Origin of the sequence: Methylobacter psychrophilus (genome assembly GCF_025583945.1) — a bacterium.
Lineage (GTDB): Bacteria > Pseudomonadota > Gammaproteobacteria > Methylococcales > Methylomonadaceae > Methylobacter_C > Methylobacter_C psychrophilus.
The window spans coordinates 45,266-66,857 of sequence record NZ_JAOEGU010000005.1 but is presented as its reverse complement, the minus strand read 5'-3'; the positions used below and the strand labels follow the sequence as shown (position 1 = coordinate 66,857).

At 43.0% G+C, this 21,592-nt stretch carries 22 protein-coding genes; 17 read left to right on the top strand and 5 right to left on the bottom strand.

Translation table 11 applies throughout. The features are described 5' to 3' along the window. The first annotated feature begins 123 nt into the window (after window positions 1-123). Genes N7974_RS04185 through N7974_RS04175 form a run of 3 tightly spaced genes read left to right on the top strand, consistent with a single transcriptional unit; the run spans window position 124 to window position 2,574 of the window. Window positions 124-1,089 carry an ABC transporter substrate-binding protein gene (locus tag N7974_RS04185; protein WP_262964399.1) on the top strand — a complete coding sequence of 322 codons (966 nt, stop codon included), beginning with the start codon at window positions 124-126 and terminating at the stop codon, window positions 1,087-1,089. A 31-nt stretch (window positions 1,090-1,120) separates the two neighbouring features. Then, window positions 1,121-1,837 (top strand): ABC transporter permease, encoded by a 717-nt coding sequence (locus N7974_RS04180; RefSeq protein WP_394813041.1) that lies wholly within the window; start codon window positions 1,121-1,123, stop codon window positions 1,835-1,837. Next, entirely contained in the window at window positions 1,834-2,574 is a 741-nt protein-coding gene (locus N7974_RS04175) for an ABC transporter ATP-binding protein (RefSeq protein WP_262964397.1), read from the top strand. Before N7974_RS04180 ends, N7974_RS04175 begins: the two co-directional genes overlap by 4 nt. 188 nt (window positions 2,575-2,762) lie before the next feature. Here the strand turns inward: N7974_RS04175 and rpsT are convergent, their stop codons facing one another. Continuing rightward, window positions 2,763-3,026 (bottom strand): 30S ribosomal protein S20, encoded by a 264-nt coding sequence (gene rpsT / locus N7974_RS04170; protein WP_243219784.1) that lies wholly within the window; start codon window positions 3,024-3,026, stop codon window positions 2,763-2,765. A gap of 380 nt (window positions 3,027-3,406) precedes the next feature. On the opposite strand from rpsT, the gene ribF reads away from it, so the two are divergent. Genes ribF through lspA form a run of 3 tightly spaced genes read left to right on the top strand, consistent with a single transcriptional unit; the run spans window position 3,407 to window position 7,645 of the window. Next, complete coding sequence (gene ribF, locus N7974_RS04165; RefSeq protein ID WP_262964396.1) at window positions 3,407-4,348, top strand: bifunctional riboflavin kinase/FAD synthetase; 942 nt, start codon at window positions 3,407-3,409, stop codon at window positions 4,346-4,348. Then, the gene (gene ileS, locus N7974_RS04160; RefSeq protein ID WP_262964395.1) at window positions 4,345-7,164 is read left to right on the top strand and encodes an isoleucine--tRNA ligase; all 2,820 of its coding nucleotides are present in this window, start codon (window positions 4,345-4,347) and stop codon (window positions 7,162-7,164) included. Before ribF ends, ileS begins: the two co-directional genes overlap by 4 nt. 7 nt (window positions 7,165-7,171) lie before the next feature. After that, window positions 7,172-7,645: a signal peptidase II gene (gene lspA, locus N7974_RS04155; RefSeq protein WP_243221735.1), complete on the top strand. Its 474-nt coding sequence runs from the start codon at window positions 7,172-7,174 to the stop codon at window positions 7,643-7,645. A 203-nt stretch (window positions 7,646-7,848) separates the two neighbouring features. Here the strand turns inward: lspA and ampD are convergent, their stop codons facing one another. Beyond that, window positions 7,849-8,379, bottom strand: a complete 531-nt coding sequence (gene ampD, locus N7974_RS04150; RefSeq protein WP_262964488.1) for a 1,6-anhydro-N-acetylmuramyl-L-alanine amidase AmpD — start codon at window positions 8,377-8,379, stop codon at window positions 7,849-7,851. A 242-nt stretch (window positions 8,380-8,621) separates the two neighbouring features. Between ampD and N7974_RS04145 the strand changes: the two genes are divergently transcribed. The 11 genes from N7974_RS04145 (at window position 8,622) to N7974_RS04095 (ending at window position 19,669) form a co-directional block, all read left to right on the top strand. Beyond that, window positions 8,622-9,716, top strand: coding sequence for a lytic murein transglycosylase (locus N7974_RS04145; protein WP_262964394.1), 1,095 nt, complete (start codon window positions 8,622-8,624; stop codon window positions 9,714-9,716). 277 nt (window positions 9,717-9,993) lie between these two features. Beyond that, on the top strand, window positions 9,994-10,560 hold the full coding sequence (locus N7974_RS04140) for a c-type cytochrome (protein WP_262964393.1): 567 nt from the start codon (window positions 9,994-9,996) through the stop codon (window positions 10,558-10,560). A gap of 390 nt (window positions 10,561-10,950) precedes the next feature. Continuing rightward, window positions 10,951-12,861, top strand: coding sequence for a transglycosylase SLT domain-containing protein (locus tag N7974_RS04135; RefSeq protein ID WP_262964392.1), 1,911 nt, complete (start codon window positions 10,951-10,953; stop codon window positions 12,859-12,861). A gap of 82 nt (window positions 12,862-12,943) precedes the next feature. Then, complete coding sequence (fabA, locus tag N7974_RS04130; RefSeq protein WP_243219778.1) at window positions 12,944-13,459, top strand: 3-hydroxyacyl-[acyl-carrier-protein] dehydratase FabA; 516 nt, start codon at window positions 12,944-12,946, stop codon at window positions 13,457-13,459. A 14-nt stretch (window positions 13,460-13,473) separates the two neighbouring features. Further along, window positions 13,474-14,694, top strand: coding sequence for a beta-ketoacyl-ACP synthase I (fabB, locus tag N7974_RS04125; RefSeq protein WP_262964391.1), 1,221 nt, complete (start codon window positions 13,474-13,476; stop codon window positions 14,692-14,694). A gap of 126 nt (window positions 14,695-14,820) precedes the next feature. Then, window positions 14,821-15,675 (top strand): tRNA 2-thiocytidine(32) synthetase TtcA, encoded by an 855-nt coding sequence (gene ttcA, locus N7974_RS04120; protein ID WP_262964390.1) that lies wholly within the window; start codon window positions 14,821-14,823, stop codon window positions 15,673-15,675. 208 nt (window positions 15,676-15,883) lie between these two features. Continuing rightward, entirely contained in the window at window positions 15,884-17,038 is a 1,155-nt protein-coding gene (rnd, locus tag N7974_RS04115) for a ribonuclease D (protein WP_262964389.1), read from the top strand. Window positions 17,039-17,157: 119 nt separating this feature from the next. After that, window positions 17,158-17,316 carry a hypothetical protein gene (locus N7974_RS04110; RefSeq protein ID WP_262964388.1) on the top strand — a complete coding sequence of 53 codons (159 nt, stop codon included), beginning with the start codon at window positions 17,158-17,160 and terminating at the stop codon, window positions 17,314-17,316. 9 nt (window positions 17,317-17,325) lie between these two features. Continuing rightward, on the top strand, window positions 17,326-18,939 hold the full coding sequence (locus tag N7974_RS04105) for a 2OG-Fe(II) oxygenase (RefSeq protein ID WP_262964387.1): 1,614 nt from the start codon (window positions 17,326-17,328) through the stop codon (window positions 18,937-18,939). Between the two features lie 23 nt (window positions 18,940-18,962). Beyond that, a complete protein-coding gene (locus tag N7974_RS04100; protein ID WP_262964386.1) occupies window positions 18,963-19,427 on the top strand; it encodes a hypothetical protein in 465 nt (154 codons plus the stop codon). A 92-nt stretch (window positions 19,428-19,519) separates the two neighbouring features. Next, a complete protein-coding gene (locus tag N7974_RS04095; RefSeq protein WP_262964385.1) occupies window positions 19,520-19,669 on the top strand; it encodes a hypothetical protein in 150 nt (49 codons plus the stop codon). Window positions 19,670-19,692: 23 nt separating this feature from the next. Here N7974_RS04095 and N7974_RS04090 read toward each other — a convergent pair whose 3' ends face one another. The 3 genes from N7974_RS04090 to mscL all read right to left on the bottom strand — a co-directional run bounded on the left by N7974_RS04090 (window position 19,693) and on the right by mscL (window position 21,229). Then, on the bottom strand, window positions 19,693-19,872 hold the full coding sequence (locus N7974_RS04090) for a hypothetical protein (protein WP_262964384.1): 180 nt from the start codon (window positions 19,870-19,872) through the stop codon (window positions 19,693-19,695). A gap of 397 nt (window positions 19,873-20,269) precedes the next feature. Continuing rightward, window positions 20,270-20,662, bottom strand: a complete 393-nt coding sequence (locus N7974_RS04085; RefSeq protein WP_262964383.1) for a hypothetical protein — start codon at window positions 20,660-20,662, stop codon at window positions 20,270-20,272. 171 nt (window positions 20,663-20,833) lie between these two features. After that, complete coding sequence (gene mscL, locus N7974_RS04080; protein ID WP_262964382.1) at window positions 20,834-21,229, bottom strand: large-conductance mechanosensitive channel protein MscL; 396 nt, start codon at window positions 21,227-21,229, stop codon at window positions 20,834-20,836. Window positions 21,230-21,592 lie beyond the last annotated feature (363 nt).

Below are 21,592 nucleotides of genomic sequence, written 5' to 3'. Positions count from 1 at the left end.
TAATCTGATTTTATGAATATTATTCAAAATGAAAATTGCTGATTTATTGTAATAGTGCAAACATTTTTATCTGAACCAGATAGAATATAAGGCTTTTAGCGACTGCCTACCCATATAGCCTTCATGAAATTTAATATCGCTTTTATAAGTCTTTGTTTATTTGTGTCATGCAATAGTTCTGCTACGGAAAAAACCATTATTCGCATCGGCGTTCAGGCTCAGGGTACCCTTGAGTGGGAGTTGCAGGCTTTACAAGATGACTCGCAAATGAAGCTGGCAGATTTTCAACTGGAAATACAGCATCTTGCCAATGCAGAAGCCGGTAAAATTGCTTTGCAATCAGGCTCTGTCGATATGATTGTTTCTGACTGGGTTTGGGTTTCAAGTCGTCGTGCTACCGGTGCAGACTTCACTTTTTACCCTTATTCGAATACCTCCGGCGCTTTGGTGGTGGCAGAAAAAAGTCCTATTTATTCTATAGCAGACCTTAAAGGTAAGCGCTTGGGTATTGCTGGTGGTGAGTTGGATAAAAACTGGTTATTGTTGCAGGCATTGGCCCAGAAAGATCAGTTTGATTTGAATACCTCTGTTGAAAAAACATTTGGCGCGCCGCCGTTGATTAATGAACAAATCAAACAAGATCGTGTTGATGCTGTGCTCACTTACTGGCACTTTGCAGCCAGGCTTGAGGCCCAGGGTTATCGGAAAATTATTGACGGTCGAGGTATTTTAAAAGCGTTAGGTATCAATGAAAATGTGCCCAGTATTGGTTATGTGTTCAAACAAAGCTGGGCTGAAAATCATAATCAGGTTATCAGCAATTTTTTTAAAGCCAGTAAGCGAGCTAAAAATCAGCTATGTACTGCTGATGCTGCCTGGTTAAAAATTATTCCTTTGCTTCATACGGATGATGTCGCTACCCAAGCTTTAATGCGTCAGCGTTATTGTGAAGGTGGTATTGAGCAGTGGGGTGAACAGGAACAGCAAGCGGCTGCCCGTATTTATACGATGCTTCGCACCTTAAGTAACAACCAGTTAACGGGGGTATCAGAAAATCTGCAGCCCGGTACATTTTGGTCATTAGATTAATTTGAGGCTTTCCCGGAAATTTTTACCTACCTTGTCATTGCTGGCATTTTTAGCGGTGTGGCAAGGTTTGGCGGTCTATTCAAACAGCAATGCCTTGCCAGCGCCAGAAGTGGTGGCCAAGGTTTTTTGGCAAAGTTGTATAACAGGACAGCTTCCTTTTCATCTGGGTGTTACTTTGCTCAGGTTGGTGGTTAGTTTTTCTATCGCCATGTTGTTAGGGTGCGCGATAGGTATCGCTCTTGGCCGTAATAAAAAGCTGGATGCTTTCTTCGATAACTGGCTGGTTATTTTTTTAAATATTCCGGCTCTGGTTGCCATTATTTTGTGTTATGTCTGGTTTGGCTTGGTTGAGTCCGCTGCCATACTGGCGGTTGTGGTCAACAAATTACCTAACGTTATTGTTACTATCAGGGAAGGTACTCGTACGCTTGATCAGGATTTGCTGGATATGGCGCGTTGCTATGGCTTTAGTCGGCGTAAAACGTTGGCTCATGTCATATGGCCGCAACTACATCCTTTTATTATGGGGGCGACGCGCTCCGGTTTGGCGTTAATCTGGAAAATTATTCTGGTAGTTGAGTTGTTGGGTCGTAGCAACGGGATGGGCTATCAGCTGCATTTGTTCTTTCAGTTATTTGATGTTGCCAGTATTTTGGCTTATACGATTGCTTTTGTTGCGGTCATTCAATTGATAGAAGTGATGATCTTGAAGCCACTCGATAAAAAGGCTCTACGGTGGCGACGATGATGAATATTCAAATTAATATCGATAGTAAAACTTATCCGGCAATAGCTCAGGCAAGGCATCATGTGGCGATTGCTGATTTTAAGTTATCGCTGAAATCCGGTGAGTTTGTTTGTCTGGTTGGTCCCTCCGGTTGTGGAAAGACCACTTTATTAAATATTATTGCTGGTTTGGATAATGATTACGAGGGAGATATTTTCGTTGGACAGGCGCATTCGCATCCAAAAATTGGCTATATTTTCCAGAATCCACGCTTGCTGCCTTGGCGAACTGTTCGCGAGAATATAGAATTAGTGCTGGATGGTAATCAGTCTCCGACTGTTATTGATCCATTGCTTGAAGTTATGCAATTAACCCAGTCTCAACATGTTTATCCTGAGCGGTTATCGGTAGGCATGAGTCGCAGAGTCTCAATTATTCGGGCTTTTGCTGTTGATCCTGATGTCTTGCTAATGGATGAGCCCTTCGTATCGCTGGATGCGCCGACAGCCCGGCAAGTAAGAGAGTTGCTGCTAACGTTGTGGCAAGAGCGACCGCATACGGTATTATTTGTTACTCATGATTTGCGTGAGGCTATCACTATGGCCGATCGGCTTATCTTTTTATCGGCTGCTCCGATGTCTGTCATCAGTGAAATCACGGTACCCATTTCGAGATCCGAGCGTAATAATGAAAGTACTATTGAAGCATTCAGGCAAAATTTGATCAACAATTACCCTGAAATAAAGCAGTTGTTGTAAGCGATTTTTTACCAATAATTGGGGTTTTATGTCGCTTTTATTTGGCAGGGAATGGTAAGAAAATGAGGATTGTATTGCTGTAGGTTTTTTTGTTATAAGTTAACAAGAAAGAAAATACTTTTCTTCAGTCAAAAAAAAGGCCGTATCTCAAAAAGTCCGGCCTTTTTACTAAGCAATTACTAAAGATGTTAAGCGATAGCTTTTACTTTTGAATTCAGTCTGCTCTTACCGCGTGCGGCTTTATTCTTGTGAATAATGCCTTTATTGACTGCGGAATCTATAATGGGTACTACAATTTGATAGGCGGCTTGCGCTTTCTCTTTGTCGCCAGCATTAACGGCGGCAATCACTTTTTTTACAAAGGTACGTAAGTTGCTACGTTGTCCGGCGTTGCGAATACGGCTTTTTTCCGCTTGCCGCGCGCGTTTTTTAGCTTGTGCTGTATTAGCCATAGTGTCTCGATGCGTTCATGTATGAGTTAAATAGCCCTACATTATCTTTTTAAATGCTATTATTGTCAACAATTAACGTTCTGTAAAACGACTAACCTTGAGTCATCAGCTTTTTAAGCCAATTGCCAGTGCCAACAGGTTGACGATCATTCCCCGTATTCCCGTATTTGTAAGCGTTATTTAATGACCTGTTTTTTAGTGCTGATGTTGCATCAATGAGTTGTTGTAATGCTTAACAGGGTTGTGCAGTGGGGGATTATAAGTTCATATCCGTCAAATAGTGAGGGGTGGAGCAATTTTATCGTTTGCCTGTTATTGATGGTTACCGCATTTAAGTGTGGCACATGATAGAATAAATTTTTTTTATTCTCAAAAGGATCATGCGTTTAATTAGAGGCTTATCTCATTTAGAACCATTTAAAAACGGTTGCGTACTGACTATTGGCAATTTTGACGGATTGCATTTAGGTCATCAAACCGTGATAAAAAAACTCGCTGAGCGTGGCCATGCGCTTGGCTTACCTGTTGTGGTTATGGTTTTTGAGCCGCAACCGCTGGAATATTTTCTGGGTGATAATGCTCCTTCACGCTTGATGTGTTTACGGGAAAAAGTTATCAAGTTTGCTAAATTACCCGTTGATAACTTGCTGATAGTGCGATTTAATCGGTATTTTGCCAATTGTGATGCCGAGCAGTTTATTGATGATGTTTTAATAGACAAGCTCAATGTTAAGCACCTCGTGATCGGCGATGATTTTCATTTTGGTAAAGCCAGGCGAGGTAATTTTGTTATGCTCAAGGAAAAGGGCAGGCATTTTGGCTTTAGCGTTGAAGATACCGGATCTTACGAGGTAGCTGGATTGCGTATTAGCAGTACAATTATCAGGGATGCGCTAGGTTCGGGTGATTTGCCGCAAGCCGAGAAATTGTTGGGTCACTGTTATTCGGTGTGTGGGCGGGTAGCTCACGGCGATAAACGCGGCAGGACGATTGGCTATCCCACTGCCAATATAAGAATGTTTAGAAAAAATACGCCTGTTAATGGCGTATTTGCCGTTACCATGACAGGGATTGATGGTGTGGAATTTGAAGGCGTTGCTAATGTGGGCACCAGACCAACCGTTGATGGCGACTCCAAGGTAATTCTTGAAACTTATTTATTCGATTTTGATAAGGAAATCTACGGGCGTTATGTGGAAGTGCATTTTAAACAAAAAATCAGGGATGAATTGCGCTTCCAATCACTGGAACAACTGAAGGCCCAGATCGAAAAAGATGTGGCTGAGGCTATAAAAATTTTTGCTGAGATTAAAAAATTATGACAACAGATTATAAAAAAACACTTAATTTACCCAATACTGCTTTCCCTATGAAAGGCAATCTGGCGCAACGTGAGCCGGAACGGTTAAAAAAATGGAACGACGCCGACTTGTATCTAAAAATCAGGGAAGTCTTTGCCGGTCGTCCCCAGTTTGTACTCCATGATGGGCCTCCCTATGCCAATGGCGAGATTCACATAGGTCATGCCGTTAATAAAGTCTTAAAAGATATTATTGTGAAATCAAAAACCCTGAGCGGTTTTGATGCACCTTATGTACCGGGTTGGGATTGCCACGGTTTGCCTATTGAATTGATGGTGGAAAAGAAGATCGGAAAGGCGGGGGTTAAAGTATCGCCTGCCGTTTTTCGTAAAGCTTGTCGTGAATATGCGGGTAAGCAAGTCAATATACAAAAAGAAGCGTTTGTCCGCTTGGGTATTTTGGGGGATTGGGATAATCCTTACTTAACCATGGATTATGCTTTTGAAGCCAATATCGTACGCTCGCTGGGAAAAATCACCCAAAAAGGTCATATTGTCGCGGGTGCCAAGCCCGTGCATTGGTGTACCGATTGCGGCTCTGCCTTGGCAGAAGCGGAGGTTGAATATGAAGATAAACATTCGCCAGCAATTGATGTACGTTTTCAGATAGTTGATGAAGACGGCTTTATGGGTTTGTGTCATCACGCGCCTGAACATGAAGGTCGAGGTGCCTTATCGGTGGTGATATGGACGACAACGCCATGGACCTTGCCTGCTAATCAGGGTGTTGCTTTAAATGCGGATTTTGAATACGTCGTGGTTCAATGCGAAACAGAACGTCTGGTGGTTGCTGAAGCGTTACTGAAAGATACGATGCTGCGTTATGGTAATGAAAGTTATCATGTTATCGGTTACTGTAAAGGTTCTGCCTGGGAACATCAGTTGCTACAACATCCTTTTTATGATCGGCAAGTACCCATTATTCTGGGTGACCATGTTACTCTGGAGGCGGGTACAGGTGCCGTACATACAGCGCCAGGCCATGGTCAGGACGATTATGTCGTTGGCCAGAAATATGGTTTGCCGGTTGATAACCCTGTTGGTGCTGATGGCGTATTTTTGCCAAATACCGAGCTCTTTGCCGGCGAACATGTGTTCAATGCCAATGCTCATGTTTTGGAAGTGCTGGAAGCCAAAGGCAAGCTGGTACATCATCATGCTATTTTGCACAGTTATCCGCATTGCTGGCGCCATAAAACTCCGATTATTTTTAGAGCAACGCCACAATGGTTTATCTCTATGGATAAAAACAAGTTGCGTGAGCAGGCATTAAGTGAAGCCAATCGTGTAACCTGGCTTCCAGAATGGGGTCAGGCACGTATAGAAAGTATGATAGAAGGCCGTCCTGATTGGTGTATTTCACGCCAACGTACCTGGGGCGTACCGATAACCTTTTTTATTCATAAAGAAACGCGTGAACTGCATCCGCGCACGGGCGAGTTGATTGAACAAGTTGCCAGGCGGATTGAAGAAAAGGGTATAGAAGCGTGGTTTGAATTAGAAAAGGAAGAGTTACTTGGCGTAGAGGCTGTCGACTACGAAAAAATGACCGATACCCTCGATGTTTGGTTTGATTCGGGTGTTACCCATGCCTGTGTGTTGGATAAACGCGAGCAGTTGACGTTTCCGGCTGACTTGTATCTGGAAGGTTCTGATCAACATCGTGGCTGGTTTCAATCATCCTTGTTAACCTCAATAGCGATGAATGATGTAGCGCCTTACAAAGCCGTATTGACCCATGGTTTTACCGTGGACAAGAACGGTGAAAAAATGTCCAAATCTAAAGGTAATGTCATTCCGCCGCAAGCCGTCATGAAAAACCTGGGAGCCGATGTGTTGCGCCTATGGATTGCCTCGACTGATTATCGTAGTGAAATGCGTGTGTCTGATGAAATTCTGGAGCGCACCTCGGATGGTTACAGGCGCTTAAGAAATACGGCGCGATTTCTGTTATCAAATCTGAATGATTTTAATCCTGCGCAGGATTTAGTCGATACGACTGATTTATTGGCACTGGATCGTTGGGTGATAGATAGAACTTTGGTATTGCAAGAGGAGGTTAAAGCCGCTTACGACACTTATCAATTTCAGTTACTGTATCAAAAAATACATCATTTCTGCGTGATTGACCTGGGTGGGTTTTATCTGGATATTATTAAAGACCGGCAATATACGGCAAAAGCCGACGGTTTGGCCCGGCGTTCTGCACAAACGGCCATGTATTATGTATTGGAAGCATTGACGCGTTGGTTGGCGCCTATTATTAGTTATACCGCCGATGAAATCTGGCAGTATATGCCCGGTGAGCGCAGTGAGTCGGTATTTCTGGAAACCTGGTATCAAGGTCTGGTTAAGCTGGATGACAGTTCGGCAATGAACCGCGAATTCTGGCAAAAAGTGATGTCGGTACGAACCGCTGTTGGTAAGGAATTGGAGAAAAGTCGCGGTAAAGGCGATATAGGTTCTTCCCTTAATGCTGAAGTGGAGTTGTACTGTAATACCGAATTTTTTGATACCTTAAATCAGTTGGCAAGTGAATTGCATTTTATTTTTATTACTTCCGAGGTATCGCTTATCGCGGAACAATTTTGCCCGGACGATGCCATTCAAACCGAGCTTGAGGGTGTTAAATTAAAAGTGATTGTCTCCGGGCATAAAAAGTGTGTACGCTGCTGGCATCAACGTTACGACGTTGGCGAGTATGCAGAGCATCCTGAGCTCTGTGGACGTTGCGTCGAAAACGTAGCGGGCGCTGGTGAACACCGACATTATGCGTGATTTTAGTATGTTGAAATGGCTGGGATTATCGTTATTCACAATACTATTGGATCAGGGCAGCAAGCTGGCTATAAATAGTTCCATGCAGCTGTATCAATCCATTCCGATTTTGTCTTTTTTTAAATTGACCTATGTGCACAACAAGGGAGCAGCGTTTAGTTTTTTAAGTGAAGCAGGAGGTTGGCAACGCTGGTTTTTTGCCGGACTGGCTCTAGTTATTAGTATGGTTATAGCCGTTTGGCTGTCACGTCTGAAACGACACGAGACTTTGATGGCGGTGGCCTTGTCTTTGGTTTTGGGAGGGGCGATCGGCAATCTGATTGATCGGTTGGCATATGGTTATGTCATCGATTTTCTTGATGTTTATTACCAAACCTGGCATTGGCCGGCTTTTAATGTTGCCGATTCTGCTATTACTTTGGGTGTTATGCTAATGCTTGCAGAGTCATTTGGCTTGGGTGGCCCGAAAAAAACCGATTAAAGGCTGAAGGCAAAAAATGTAAGTTTTTGCCTTCAAGCGATTTCTTGTGAATAATACTCGGCTAAGTGCCTGTTTTTCGCGCCTGGACAACTGCTCTTGTGCTTCTTAATGAGATTACGGTTAATGTCTTGCAGTTGCTGTAAATAAACAAAAATCTTGCGCCACTTGGGTATATTAATTTTTGGATATTATCTAAATGGCTTTTACTTGATTTTTTGCCAATCAAACGATGCGCCCGGATCAGTTTTTCGTCCGGGTGCAATCTCACTATGTCCTGTTATTCGCTGTCTCGATAGTTTGGGGTAAGTTTTAAGCAAGGTATTAATGACGACGATAAGGCGCTCATATTGAGCTTCGGTGTAAGCAACCGATTCGGTGCCTTCAAGTTCAATGCCTATGGAAAAATCATTACAATTATTTTGTCCGTCATAGTTTGATTCGCCGGCATGCCAGGCGCGTTTGTCAAAAGGTACATACTGCACACAACTTCCGTTTCGTTTAATCAGTAAATGTGCAGATACCGTAAGCTGATGAATTTCTTTAAAATAAGGATGGTCATCAGGGTTGAGAGAATTACAAAATAGCTGGTCTATATAAGGGGTATCGAATTTACCTGGCGGTAGACTAATACAGTGAATGACCAATAATGAAATATCGGCAGGGTCAGTACGATCATTACAGTTGGGCGAGGGAATTTTGATAATATCGGTTAGCCAGTGCTGGTCTATATTCATCATTTAATAGCCGTCTAAAACGTAAACAAATCGAACTATCTGCGATAAAATAATCATTATTATTGGTTGGAATAGTCTGTGAAATATCGGCATTTGATTGTTAAAGCATAATAACTTATTTAATGATACGCAATACTTGGCCGATATTTTGTGGCAATAAATAGACATTAAAAAGAAAATTTACAATTTTAGTTAAATAAGTCTTGGCACTTATTTAACAGTACAAACAAAAGAGGATTTTTATGGCAAATTTAATTTATAAACGTTTATCCAAGTTGGCGTTGGTAGCGTTGCTTGCCGGTTGTGCCAGTGAGCCAGTGCCTCATCAGGTTGAAGAGATAAAGAGCAGTCCTCAGAAAACCGAGGCGCCTCCAGCACGTTATCCGCAAAATCGTCGCATCCAACAATCTCCGGATAGTTATGGGAAATCGCCGTATTCAAGCAGTTATGGGTATGGGGCCTATAAGTTGACGGGCACTTACGCCAACTCGCCAGCAATACGAAGCTTTATTCAGCATATGGTGAGTAAACAGGGTTTTTCTGAAACCTATTTAAACGGCTTGTTTTCGCGTGCCAATCGTCTGGATTCGGTTATTCGCCTGGAAAGTCCTGCACCTTATACAGGGCCATCAAAGCCGCAGTTGGGTAGTTGGACACGCTATCGTAACAAGTTCCTTACTGACGCACATATTAGTAACGGTGTAGAGTTTTGGCGAAATAATGCCGATGCCATTCAACAAGCCAGTGCTACTTACGGCGTTGATGCTGAATATATTGTCGGCATTATTGGTGTAGAGACTTATTTTGGCAAAAATTTTGGTAAAACCTGCATTATTGATGCACTAACGACCTTATCGTTTGATACTTCCAGGCGCGCCAAATATTTTACCTCTGAGTTGGAAAATTTTTTGCTGATGACTCGCGATGAAGGCTTTGATCCACGTCAGCCACAAGGTTCGTGGGCTGGCGCCATGGGTTATGGGCAATTTATGCCCAGCAGTTTTCGAAAGTTGGCAGTGGATTTTAATAATGACGGGCGTCGGGACCTCTGGCATCCCAAGGATGCTGTTGGTAGTGTAGCCAATTATTTTTCGCGTAGTGGTTGGCAGTTACATAGTCCGGTAACAAAACGATCCGGTCCGGCTAACGATGATGCTGTTATTGAACTGAGTACTTACGAGGGTAATGAATTTTGGCGTGTTTATCCTAATTTTAAAGTCATCAAGAAATACAATAATAGCAATAAATATGCGATGGCGGTGCATCAGTTGGCGCAGGCAATCAAGCAAAAATATCAACAAACCTATACTGCTGGTAGTGGCTATTCAATAAATTAAATTGATCGCCTGAATCTCACAGGATGATGGTGATTGCAACCTGGCAAAGATACCCTGCCTGGAAAGACCATGCTGTTGTAAAGTGATAATTAGCCGGATATCTATCCGGTTAATTTAACGGCTGGGATGATTCATTGAAATCACAAACTTTTATTATCACTGATGCTTTTTAGTTGTTATAGTAAATGCTGTTTTGAAATTAACAGGTAGGCTTTATTAAGATTTTACCTGCGGAAAATAGCCATTGATTGTTTAATTATTCTGTAAGAGGTGAGCCATGCATGCATTAAAAATCCCCTTTTCCCTATTGGTATTATTGGTCTGTTTTTGGATGGCACCTGTTTTTGCTGCCGACATAGCGGCTGGCGAACAAAAAGCGGCTACTTGTATGGGGTGTCATGGGCCTCAAGGTAAAAGCAAAAGTCCTCAGTGGCCTAATTTAGCGGCGCAACAAGCGTCATATATCGTCAGTCAACTGCATGCATTTAAGTCGGGAACACGCAATAACCCTATGATGCAATCCGTGGCTGCCAATTTGAGTGACGACGATATTAATAATTTGGCGGCTTATTATTCCAGGCAACCTGCCGTTAGCGCCGGCGGTGATGCAGCTTTGGCAAAATCAGGGCAGACCAAGGCAAGTATGTGTTTAGGGTGTCATGGGGCATCAGCTGAAGGTAATGGCCAGTTTCCAAGACTTGCCGGTCAACACCCCGATTACCTGGTCAAGCAATTAAATAGTTTTAAGGAAAAAGTACGTCAAAACGGACACATGCAGGCCATTGCCAATATGCTTTCTGAAGACGATATGAAAGCTTTGGCAGCCTATTTTGGCTCTTTGTAATGCTAACCTTATCTGCTTGCAAATACCTGCTCATGTAACTTCTGCTTGATAACAGGCAAACTGCAAAAATATAAATTAATAGCACCAAGAAGATCACGAAAATTTGTTTCTTCATGACCTGCTTGGTGCATAAAAAATTATTAATCGCCTGTTTGCCAATTTTTTGCCCCTAGCTTACTTAATTTCAGGCCTTATTAGGGGTTAATTGAAGCCTCAATCATTAAATAATATGGCAACTAAATCACAAGCTAAAATTTTTATAAAAAACTTATTTCCACTATTTCTGTCAATGCTGTTTCAATAAATACGTTGCATAAAATCGCTTGATTCTATTGCGTCATAAAATTAGGGTAGTCTGTGGGTATTGTAAAGTACAAAATAGTTTCAACCATGAACATAAAGTGTGTGTCGGTAAGCTTGTTATTTGGGAGCTTGATTTTTTTTTCTGGCACAGTTTTTAGCAATACAGTAGACCAACAAAGGCAGGATTTTTTGTTGGCAGAAAAAATGACCAATCAAGACAATGAGGGTGACTTTGTAACCTTGAGTTCGACGCTCGCAGATTATCCGCTTTATCCTTATTTACAGTACCAGTGGTTAAAAAATAATTTATCAAAAACGGATAATATCCTGGCTTTTTTATCAACCTATAAAGAGTCCCGCTATGCAGATTTACTGCGCTCTACATGGCTGAATTATCTTGCTGATAATGAACGTTGGCTTGAGTTTATTCACTATTATCAGGCCAATGATAGCACCGCACTTGAATGTCAGTTTTATTGGGCAACTTATAAAGTAGGTGATCAACAGTTGGCCCTGAACGCAGCAAAACGTTTATGGGCTGTAGGGGATACACAACCTAAAGAATGTGATCCGCTATTGTCGGCATTAGCTCTATCGCCTGCTTTAACTCCTGATTTGATTTGGCAACGCTTTGAGTTGGCGTTAAAAAAAGATAATAAATCCTTGGCAAGTTATGTACAGCATTTGCTGAATAAACCCGATCAGGATCTTGCCGAAATTTGGCTGCAGATTCATAACAAGCCGACATTAATCCAGGATAGTTTATTTTTGGGTGGGAATGAGCGGCAAGGTCATATTTTTGCACATGGCATAGATAGAATGGCCAAATCAGATCTGGATTTGGCGATTACTATCTGGGATAGCAGAAAACACAATCTGGTTATAGATAGCCAAACGGCCCGGCAACTTGAGCTCAGACTTGCACTGGCGTTGGCGCGGGCCCGTGACAACAGGGCTTATGATCGTTTGAATCAGTTGGTTACTGTTGATGCAGAAGCCAGGGAGTGGAAAGTCAGAGCGGCCTTGCTTGAACAGAATTGGCAGCATGTTGGCTTGGCACTAACGGGTTTAAGTTTTGAAGAGCAGCAAGCCCCACAGTGGCAATACTGGCAAGCGCGGTCTTTGATCGAAACAGGAAACGTTTTACAGGGGCAGTCTGTTTATAATCAACTGTCGCAAGATAGAAGTTTTTATGGTTTTATGGCTGCCGATGCTATTAATAAACCGTATTTTTTAGCAGATAAACCTGTTGTTATGGCCGGGAATGCATTAGAAAAATTGGCGCAAACGACTGATTTTAAAGTTGTCCATGAGCTGATCGCCTTGGATCGCGACTTGGAAGCAAAGCGACAGTGGTGGTTTGCTTTAAAAAAACTATCCAAAGAGCAAGTGATGATTGCGGCTAAATTAGCCGAGCAGTGGCAATGGGATCAGGTTGCCATTATTACTTTAGTCAAAGCCGATTATTGGGATGATTTAGCCTTGCGGTTTCCTTTGCGTTATTTAAGTCAGGTTCAAAGTAATGCTGATAAGCAAGATCTTGATCCAGCCATTATTTTTGGCCTGATTCGTCAGGAAAGCATGGTGGATAAGGATGCGAAATCCGCAGTGGGTGCGCGCGGATTAATGCAGATCATGCCGGCAACGGGTCAGCAGATTGCACGTAATCTTAATGAACCCTGGCAGGCAGAAAATAGTTTGTTTGTTCCGGATGTTAATATTAAATATGGTACTTTTTACTATAAACAGTTATTAAACCGGTTTGATGGACATTTCGCATTGGCAATGGCAGCTTATAATGCGGGGCCAAACCGGGTAGTAAAATGGTTGCCTGTTGAGGGTTCGGTACCTGCCGATATTTGGATTGAAACAATTCCTTACAAAGAAACCAGAAAATATGTCACTTCTGTGCTGTCTTACGCTATTATTTATCAGCAAAGAATACAAAGAAATGCATTAAAAATTACAAAAATGCTGTTTGATGTACGTCCCCATTAAAAATTCAGCTGATTTTTTTTGGTGTCTGTTAGATAATACCCCTATTAAACTATAAGAATAATTATTAAGGTACACGAATAGCATGCACAAACAGCATAGTTTTACGCGCGAAGAACTATTGAAGTCCGGTAGAGGGGAGTTATACGGACCTAAAAATGCGCAATTACCTCTACCAAACATGCTAATGATGGATCGTATTACCCATATATCCGAGGAAGGCGGTACCTATGGAAAGGGTGAAATCATTGCCGAGCTGGATATAAATCCTGATTTGTGGTTTTTTGCCTGTCACTTTCAGGGTGATCCTGTGATGCCCGGTTGCTTAGGGCTAGATGCCATGTGGCAACTAGTGGGCTTTTATTTATGCTGGATGGGCGGACCAGGAAAAGGACGTGCTTTAGGTGTGGGCGAAGTTAAGTTTACTGGACAAGTCCTGCCCACTGCCAAAAAAGTAACATATAAAATTAATTTGAAAAGACTGATTATGCGGAAACTGGTCATGGGTATAGCGGATGCTACCATGGAAGTCGATGGCAAGGTTATCTATGAAGCCACGGATCTGCGGGTTGGTTTATTTACTTCTACAGAAGATTTTTAAGGGTCAAAAGTAAAATGAAAAGAGTCGTAGTAACCGGTTTAGGCATTGTTTCCAGTATAGGGAATAACCGAAAAGAGGTTGTCGATTCCTTAAGACAAGGTCGTTCAGGAATCACTTTTTCAAAAGTTTATGAGGATTTGGGTTTTCGTAGCCATGTGCACGGCCCGATTAACATAGACCTGGATGCCTTCATTGATCGTAAAACCAAACGTTTTATGGGTGACGGAGCCGCTTTTAACTATATCGCGATGCAACAGGCCATTGCTGATTCAGGTTTAAATGAGGCCGACGTGTCTAATTTCAGAACCGGTCTGGTGATGGGTTCAGGCGGGCCTTCAACTTCAAATATTGTTGATGCGGCAGATATCCTGCGCGAAAAAGGTATTAAAAAAGTGGGTCCCTATATGGTACCCAGAAGCATGTCCAGTACCAATACGGCTTGCCTGGCAACACCGTTTAAAATTAAAGGTGTTAATTACTCCATTAGTTCAGCATGTGCGACCAGTGCCCATTGTATTGGTCATGCCATGGAGCTAATTCAGATGGGTAAGCAGGACGTGGTGTTTGCTGGTGGTGGTGAAGAAGTGCACTGGACCATGTCGGTACTGTTTGATGCCATGGGTGCTTTGTCTTCCAAGTATAATGACATGCCCACTACCGCTTCCCGGCCTTATGATGAAACCCGTGATGGTTTTGTTATCTCCGGTGGTGGTGGTGTTTTAGTCATTGAAGAACTGGAGCATGCCAAAGCACGTGGTGCCAAGATATACGCTGAGTTGGTTGGTTACGGTGCAACTTCTGATGGTTATGACATGGTTCAACCGTCAGGTGAAGGTGCTGTGCGCTGCATGCAGCAAGCTATGGCCACAGTGGACGGCACTATTGATTATATCAATGCCCATGGCACCAGCACACCGGTTGGCGATACCAAAGAACTGGGTGCTTTGCGTGCGGTATTCGGAGAAGGCAATATACCTTGGGTCAGTTCCACCAAATCACTGACCGGCCATGCTTTGGGCGCAGCTGGCGTTAATGAAGCCATTTATTCATTATTAATGATGGAAGAGAACTTTCTTAGCGCTTCAGCCAATATAACGCAAATTGATCCCGGCGCCGAGGGCATTCCTATTGTTCGTGAGCATCAGGATAACGTTACTTTAAATACTATTATGTCGAATAGTTTTGGTTTTGGCGGCACCAATGCAACCTTGATTTTCCAACGTTACAACGGTTAATATTTTTCTTATCGGGATTCAGCAGGTTATGAATCCCGATTTTCTTTTCTCCTTAGGAATGGGCATAAAATAACGCGAACAAGTTATAAAATGCACATTGCTTCATCATCTAATATAATTCTGACCATGTCAGATCATACGCAAAAATCCAGAATTCAATTTAACAAATTACAAAAACGTTTACGGCACACTGTCGGTGATGCGATTGTCGATTACAATATGATCGAGAATGGCGATAAGGTGATGGTTTGCCTGTCAGGAGGAAAAGATTCCTTTACGTTATTAGACGTTCTGATGGGGTTACAGAAAACCGCGCCTATCGATTTTGAATTGATAGCGGTTAATCTTGATCAAAAACAACCGGGCTTTCCCGAGCATGTTTTACCCACCTATCTTAAATCCCTGGGCGTGCCTTATCACATCATTGAAAAAGATACTTACAGCGTAGTCAAGCGCGTTATTCCTGAAGGTAATACCACTTGTGGCTTGTGTTCGCGCTTACGGCGCGGAACCTTATACGGCTATGCCGAAGCCAACGGGATTAACAAAATAGCTTTGGGGCATCATCGTGATGATATTCTGGAAACATTTTTTCTGAATATTTTCTACGGTGGAAAACTTAAAGCCATGCCACCCAAATTGTTGAGTGACGATAAAAAGAATATCGTTATCAGGCCGCTGGCTTATACCCGTGAGAAAGATATAGAGCGTTTTGCCGCCTTCATGGATTACCCCATTATTCCCTGTAATTTATGTGGTTCTCAGGCTAACCTGCAAAGACAAGCGATGAAAGTCATGTTAAAAAGTTGGGATAAGCAATTTCCGGGGCGACTGGAAACCATCTTTACCAGTCTACAGAATGTTGCACCTTCACAACTGGCCGACCGGCAATTATTTGATTTCACAGGATTGATGCGCAGTCAGCAAACTGAAGGAGAAATTCTTTCATTTAATGCGGGTTTAGACGTATTAGCCAGATAAGGGCTAATTTAAGTTACTGCTCCACTTTTTTACAGCGGATCAGGTGATGTCCAGAAATAATAATGCCCATCAGTCGGGTATATTCTTGGATGTCGCAGGTTCCCGATAAAACCCTTCAGCCTTTCAGAAATATCTGCTTGCCATTATTTATTGGTGATTAGTATTCCTTTGATTCCTGGTTAATTTTAATAATTGCTCGTGTACCTCTATGACATCCATACAATATATTGACACCCCTGATCAGCTGGCCAAACTGTGCGAACAGATAAAGAAAGAATCCTGGTTGGCACTTGATACCGAGTTTTTGCGTGAAAAGACGTATTATCCAAAATTTTGTTTGTTGCAAATAGCCACACCGGAATGGGTTGCCTGTATTGATCCGATAGCGTTACCGAATCTGGATGATCTTTTTGAAGCCATATACAATCCTGCCATTGTTAAAGTATTTCATTCTTGCCGACAAGATCTGGAAATTTTTCATCAATGGACCGGTAAAGTACCCGGACCGATTTTTGATACCCAAATCGCTGCACCTTTGTTGGGTTTTCAAGATAATCCCGGTTACGCCATGCTGGTTTCCAGTTTACTCAGTGTTAATTTGAACAAAGCCCATACCCGTGCAGACTGGAGCAAGCGGCCATTAACCGAAGCGGAAATTGAATATGCAGCTGATGATGTCATTTATTTATGCCAGATTTATCAGATTATGGTTCAAAAGCTGACTGAATTGGGACGTATTGATTGGCTAAAACATGACTTTGCCGAGCTGACAAATCCGGCGATTTATCAAGTAGATCCTGAAAAAGCCTGGTTTAAAATTAAAGGCAAAAATAAATTAACCGGCAAGCAATTGTCCATTATTCAAACTCTGGCGCAATGGCGAGAAAAAACTGCGCAAGCGGAAGATCGTCCTAAAAGCTGGCTGTTACGTGATGAATTGCTGTTTGATCTGGCCAAGTTACAGCCTGAAACCGTTGCAGAGTTAGCCAATGTGCGAGGTATCAATGAGCGCGCTGTTAACCGTTACGGTAAAGAGCTGTGCCAGTTAATTACTGATGCCAAAAATCGTGCGCCGTTGCCTTTACATGAAAAAGACCGACCCGCCAAAAAAACCCAGCAAGAAGAAGCCATACTGGATATTTTAACGGCATTAGTCAGAGTACGCGCAGAAGAAAATGCCTTAAATCCGACTATTCTGGCTTCACGTAAAGACCTTGAAGAGTTGTTGTTTAATGATGATGAAGATTGTCCCTTACTCCATGGTTGGCGTTTTACCATGGCAGGCAGGGAATTGGTCGGCTTGTTAAAAGGCCAATTGTTACTGGGTATCGACTCGGACAAATTGGCTATTATTGAAAAATAATTTTTTAATAAGTACGGCCATTTGCATACCTCCTTATATAGATTTTCAGATAAATAGTTTGGGCTCAAAATTTCATGTAATGGAAATTCAATTTCTGAACGACGATAGACCTTAAGCTTATGACGCCAATCACTGATCAAATATTCGACAGCTTACAAACCGTGCAACGTCCCGGTGACTTTTATGCCACCGGCAGCCTGGATATATTCTTGCCGCAATTAGAGGTTGCCGGTGTCGGCAGGATTGCTTTGCCATTATTATCAATGCAGGCAGAGTAACTGGTTGCTATGGCCGAACAAGCCCCTTATGGTCGCGGTCAAGAAACCTTGGTCGATACTGATGTGCGGCGCACTTGGCAGATTGATGCAGGGCAAGTTACGATCAAGGGTAAGCATTGGCCAGAAAATCTGACCACGATTGTCAGTCGTTGTGCGGCAGGGTTAGGAGTTAGTGGCGAGGTTCAGGCTGAGCTGTATAAGCTGCTGGTCTACGATGCGGGCAGTTTTTTTGTCAGTCACTGTGACTCGGAAAAAACACCGGGTATGTTTGCCACTCTGGTCATTGTATTACCCTCAGAATATCAAGGCGGCGAACTAGTGGTAAAGCATCAGCAAGAAGCTGTCACCTTGGATTTACATCGTGACGATGCCGCCGAAATCGGTTATGCCGCATTTTATGCTGATTGCGTACATGAGGTATTGCCTGTCACCCAAGGCTGTCGGCTTACCTTGATTTACAACCTGATCCGTACTGACAAAAAATTGCCTTTGCCGAAACCGCCAGATTACCATCAAGAGCAAGACTTGGTAGCGGCCTTGTTACATAACTGGTCGACCTTGCTTAAGGCGGCGCCTGGCGACGAAATACCGGAAAAATTGATTTACCTGCTGGAACATGCCTATGCGCCCGCAGAGTTGGGATTTGATACACTAAAAAACGCCGATGCGGCAGTGGCCGAGGTGTTGGTGGCGGCAGCTGAACAAGCTGATTGTGAGATTCATCTGGCGTTGGTGTCGGTTGAGGAAAGTGGCAGTGCTGAATATTCCGGTGGCTACGGAGGTCATTGGGGTGATGAGTCGGAGGATGACGATTTTGAAGTTGACGAAGTTTTTGAGCGCACCGAAACCATTTCCGAATGGCGGCGCAGGGATGGCAAACCCTCTCCTTTGCCTACACTGCCGTTTAGCGAGCATGAATTTTGCCCAACGGCGGCTTACGAAGCTATTGAGCCTAATGACATCGAGTTTCAAGAAGCCACCGGCAATGCCGGAGCTTCTTTTGAACGCACCTATCAAGCAGCCGCCTTGGTGGTTTGGCCTAAAGCATTCAACCTGGTTATTATTAACCAAGCAGGATTCGCGGCGACATTGCCGGTGTTGCGGGATTTTTGTCAACGCTGGGAAGATGAATGTCAAGACCAAAATTCAAGCCTATGGCAAGATGCTCATACGCTGGCGGGTTATATGTTGCGCGATATCTTTCGCGAAAACACCAACAATCCTAATGGCTATCAAAGCCGCAGCAGTGACCATGAATTTTTAGAGTGCCTGTTTCGTTTGCGTGACAGCCACTGTGTCAATGGTTATTGGCAGGGTATCGCCGGACGCGGTTTTTATCAAAAGAAAGACAGTGATGCTCTGGTGCAAACTGCAACGCTTGTGCCTTGGCCTGTTGCGGTCAAAACCTTGAAGCAAGCGTTCCCTTTAAGTGTCGCTAAAGCTTATGAAGCGTGTGCTGCGCTATTGGCCGGTTTATGTGCTGCCGAACCCGATACTGCCGCAGACCTCAATAATGCCGCGCAAATCTTATGGGCGGCACTGCCGGGAGACCCGCAACGTTTCCCTGAGCTACAACCTTGGGAACGTGGCAGAATGACGGTCAACGATGAATTAGTGCCATAAATACCGCACTGGCCGACAATGCCTTGGCTTATTTTCTGGCTTGGTCTGCTGTTTATGATGTCGATAAAATCTTGGTAGCAGCCGTCTTGTCCCTCACTCAATCTGAGCTCCATCGCAACCTGCCGGCCATCACGGGATTACGGGCAGCTGTGATTAAGCATATCAATGTGAGGGTGATGATGGCATTGGAGCCGCCAGCAGATTGGCAACGAGACAGCCAAATAACTTGCGACTGTCAAGATTGCACGGCATTGAAGTCATTTTTGGACGACCCGACACAACCTAAATGGACTCTTAAGGCCGTTGAGGCAAGACGCAAGCATGTTGAACAAATAATCAAACAACACCCAAACGATGTTAATTGCGCTACTCAACGCATCGGCAGTCCCCATACATTAATTTGCACCAAAAACCAGGCCAGTTATCAACGGCGTGTTGACCAACGCACGCATGACTTGAATGTGTTGACGAGTTTGAGTGCAGTTTGATGATGGTCGATCATAAGGATTTGTTCAAATAACGGGAATCAATGGCTGGGGGCCAGAGTAAAGTTAAATCTAAGTTTACTCTGATTCCGGTTATGAATATTGTAATGTCGGGCAACGATGAAGCTGCGATTCCTTTCACCGAAGTGGGATTGAAGTTAATGGCAAAGGTTGTGGGGGGGGGTAAGCAAAAAGTGTCAGCAGAATTAACAGCCAAAGCTGCACTTGTTTCTGTGTGCGGATAAATTTCGTAGACTGAAAGCAACTCTCATGCTTTGTACTTCTTTATAAGGAAGGCGAATAGAGACCAAATTCCCCATGCAGCCAAGCCACCCAGTAATCCAAACAATTTAACGATTGCCAGTATCACAACCATCTGCAGCCAAAATTGCCACCCCATTGAGGGTGACGTGGTTTTTACGACTGCTTGCTCTTGGTCATTGCTCATTTGCGCTCCCGCTAACTTAATATATACCACATTAGTTGCCGTATAATAATTGTAAATTGTCGTGCAATCGTGCCCGATTAATATAACCTATTGTTTATGTTAGCCAGAGCATAAATGAGTGTGTAGGGTGGTTTCGCGATAGCAAACCATCAATCACCACACAACATTAATGACAATCAGTTATTGTGTGCTGGATTTCCTAACGGCTAATCCACCTTACAATTAATCCGACGTACGGCCGTTGTTCAAATAACGGGAGTCAATAGCTGGTAGCATAGTAAAGTTACTCTGATCCCGGTTATTAATGTCATGTCGTAATGTCGGGCAACGATGAAGCTGTTGCCCGACAAGGCTGTCAGTCAACGTAGTGTGATTTTCACCGTGGCCTGATTAAATATTATACGGGATATGCCATTATCCCGGCTCGCATTGCACCTCCAATACTTCCATCAACATGTTCTATGCCTGGAAAAAACCATTCGTTAGGATCATATTTATTGGAGCTGTGTTTGAAAATGGCAAACTCCCACTCGTCGAGCGAACCAGTAAATTTTAAACGACATATTTCGGTAGCTCGAACACCATGATCCGAGCGGTCCAGATACAAAAATGCACCCTTAAAGCGAGGAATATAACTGGAATAACCTTTAAGTTCCTGTTGATTAAACTCCTCAATGATAGCTACAGCCTGTTGTTGGATATCTGTTGGGATTTTCTTTGTTGTCATGATTTTATTAAAAAATAGGAAATATGTAAAATCGGGGCAGGTAATAGAAGCTAATGTTATCATTAAATTTGAGTTGACGGTAAGCAGCCTGTTTTTTGACTGGCTTCTAATCCAGTTTGAAAATCAGTAAGTAGCTTCAATGTAATATAGTGGAATCGATAATAAATCCTCGATTCCGCTCTGCTACATCGAGTCTACTTGCTGATTTTAATGGCAATAGGGGTGGGCGTCCGGTTATCGATTTTTTAACAGATCACGAATTTCTGTCAGCAAGACTTCCTGGGCAGGTATAGAGGGAAGCGGTGCAGCTTGTTTTTTTTTCTTTAGGCTGTTCATTACCTTTACCATCACAAATATAGCAAAGGCAACAATCAAAAAATCGACGACAGTTTGAATAAAATTACCATAATTCAATGTGACCGCAGGTGCTTTATCAATAGCCTCTTTTAGGGTTAGCTTAAGATCGGTAAAGGTCACGCCGCCAAGAATCAGCCCAATTGGCGGCATAATGACATCAGCCACTATCGAAGAAACGATTTTACCAAAAGCTCCACCGATAATAATACCTACGGCCAGATCAACCACGTTGCCCCTCATTGCAAACTCTTTGAACTCGTTCATCATACTCATAGAAATGCTCTGTTGTTTGTTAAAGTTTAAGATTATCCATCTAATAGAAAAGATTATTACTATAAGGATCAGCTTCGGTTTGTGCCATATTTTTTATAAAAAACTCCCATCCATAGAAGAGTAACAAGCAATCTCAATGTAACATAGTGGAATCGAGGATAGTCGAAAATAATTCCTCAACTCCGTTTTACTTCATTGAGGCTACTTGCTTATGGGTTTGAAAAGCCCCGAAGGGGCTTAATCGATCAGCGATGAGCAACGCCCATCTAAATCAAAAAAACAATATAAAGCCCTGCAAGGGCGTTATACCTTAATGGCGATAATCACGCACTATAAGATGTTTTATTTCGCCTTTGCAGGGCT

What these genes read in the sequence shown, in the direction of transcription:
- N7974_RS04185 (WP_262964399.1), top strand. Translation starts at nt 124, where the DNA reads ATGAAATTTAATATCGCTTTTATAAGTCTTTGTTTATTTGTGTCATGC.
- N7974_RS04175 (WP_262964397.1), top strand. Translation starts at nt 1,834, where the DNA reads ATGATGAATATTCAAATTAATATCGATAGTAAAACTTATCCGGCAATA.
- rpsT (WP_243219784.1), bottom strand. Translation starts at nt 3,026, where the DNA reads ATGGCTAATACAGCACAAGCTAAAAAACGCGCGCGGCAAGCGGAAAAA.
- ribF (WP_262964396.1), top strand. Translation starts at nt 3,407, where the DNA reads ATGCGTTTAATTAGAGGCTTATCTCATTTAGAACCATTTAAAAACGGT.
- ileS (WP_262964395.1), top strand. Translation starts at nt 4,345, where the DNA reads ATGACAACAGATTATAAAAAAACACTTAATTTACCCAATACTGCTTTC.
- lspA (WP_243221735.1), top strand. Translation starts at nt 7,172, where the DNA reads ATGTTGAAATGGCTGGGATTATCGTTATTCACAATACTATTGGATCAG.
- ampD (WP_262964488.1), bottom strand. Translation starts at nt 8,379, where the DNA reads ATGAATATAGACCAGCACTGGCTAACCGATATTATCAAAATTCCCTCG.
- N7974_RS04145 (WP_262964394.1), top strand. Translation starts at nt 8,622, where the DNA reads ATGGCAAATTTAATTTATAAACGTTTATCCAAGTTGGCGTTGGTAGCG.
- N7974_RS04140 (WP_262964393.1), top strand. Translation starts at nt 9,994, where the DNA reads ATGCATGCATTAAAAATCCCCTTTTCCCTATTGGTATTATTGGTCTGT.
- N7974_RS04135 (WP_262964392.1), top strand. Translation starts at nt 10,951, where the DNA reads ATGAACATAAAGTGTGTGTCGGTAAGCTTGTTATTTGGGAGCTTGATT.
- fabA (WP_243219778.1), top strand. Translation starts at nt 12,944, where the DNA reads ATGCACAAACAGCATAGTTTTACGCGCGAAGAACTATTGAAGTCCGGT.
- fabB (WP_262964391.1), top strand. Translation starts at nt 13,474, where the DNA reads ATGAAAAGAGTCGTAGTAACCGGTTTAGGCATTGTTTCCAGTATAGGG.
- ttcA (WP_262964390.1), top strand. Translation starts at nt 14,821, where the DNA reads ATGTCAGATCATACGCAAAAATCCAGAATTCAATTTAACAAATTACAA.
- rnd (WP_262964389.1), top strand. Translation starts at nt 15,884, where the DNA reads ATGACATCCATACAATATATTGACACCCCTGATCAGCTGGCCAAACTG.
- N7974_RS04110 (WP_262964388.1), top strand. Translation starts at nt 17,158, where the DNA reads ATGACGCCAATCACTGATCAAATATTCGACAGCTTACAAACCGTGCAA.
- N7974_RS04105 (WP_262964387.1), top strand. Translation starts at nt 17,326, where the DNA reads ATGGCCGAACAAGCCCCTTATGGTCGCGGTCAAGAAACCTTGGTCGAT.
- N7974_RS04095 (WP_262964385.1), top strand. Translation starts at nt 19,520, where the DNA reads ATGAATATTGTAATGTCGGGCAACGATGAAGCTGCGATTCCTTTCACC.
- N7974_RS04090 (WP_262964384.1), bottom strand. Translation starts at nt 19,872, where the DNA reads ATGAGCAATGACCAAGAGCAAGCAGTCGTAAAAACCACGTCACCCTCA.
- N7974_RS04085 (WP_262964383.1), bottom strand. Translation starts at nt 20,662, where the DNA reads ATGATAACATTAGCTTCTATTACCTGCCCCGATTTTACATATTTCCTA.
- mscL (WP_262964382.1), bottom strand. Translation starts at nt 21,229, where the DNA reads ATGAGTATGATGAACGAGTTCAAAGAGTTTGCAATGAGGGGCAACGTG.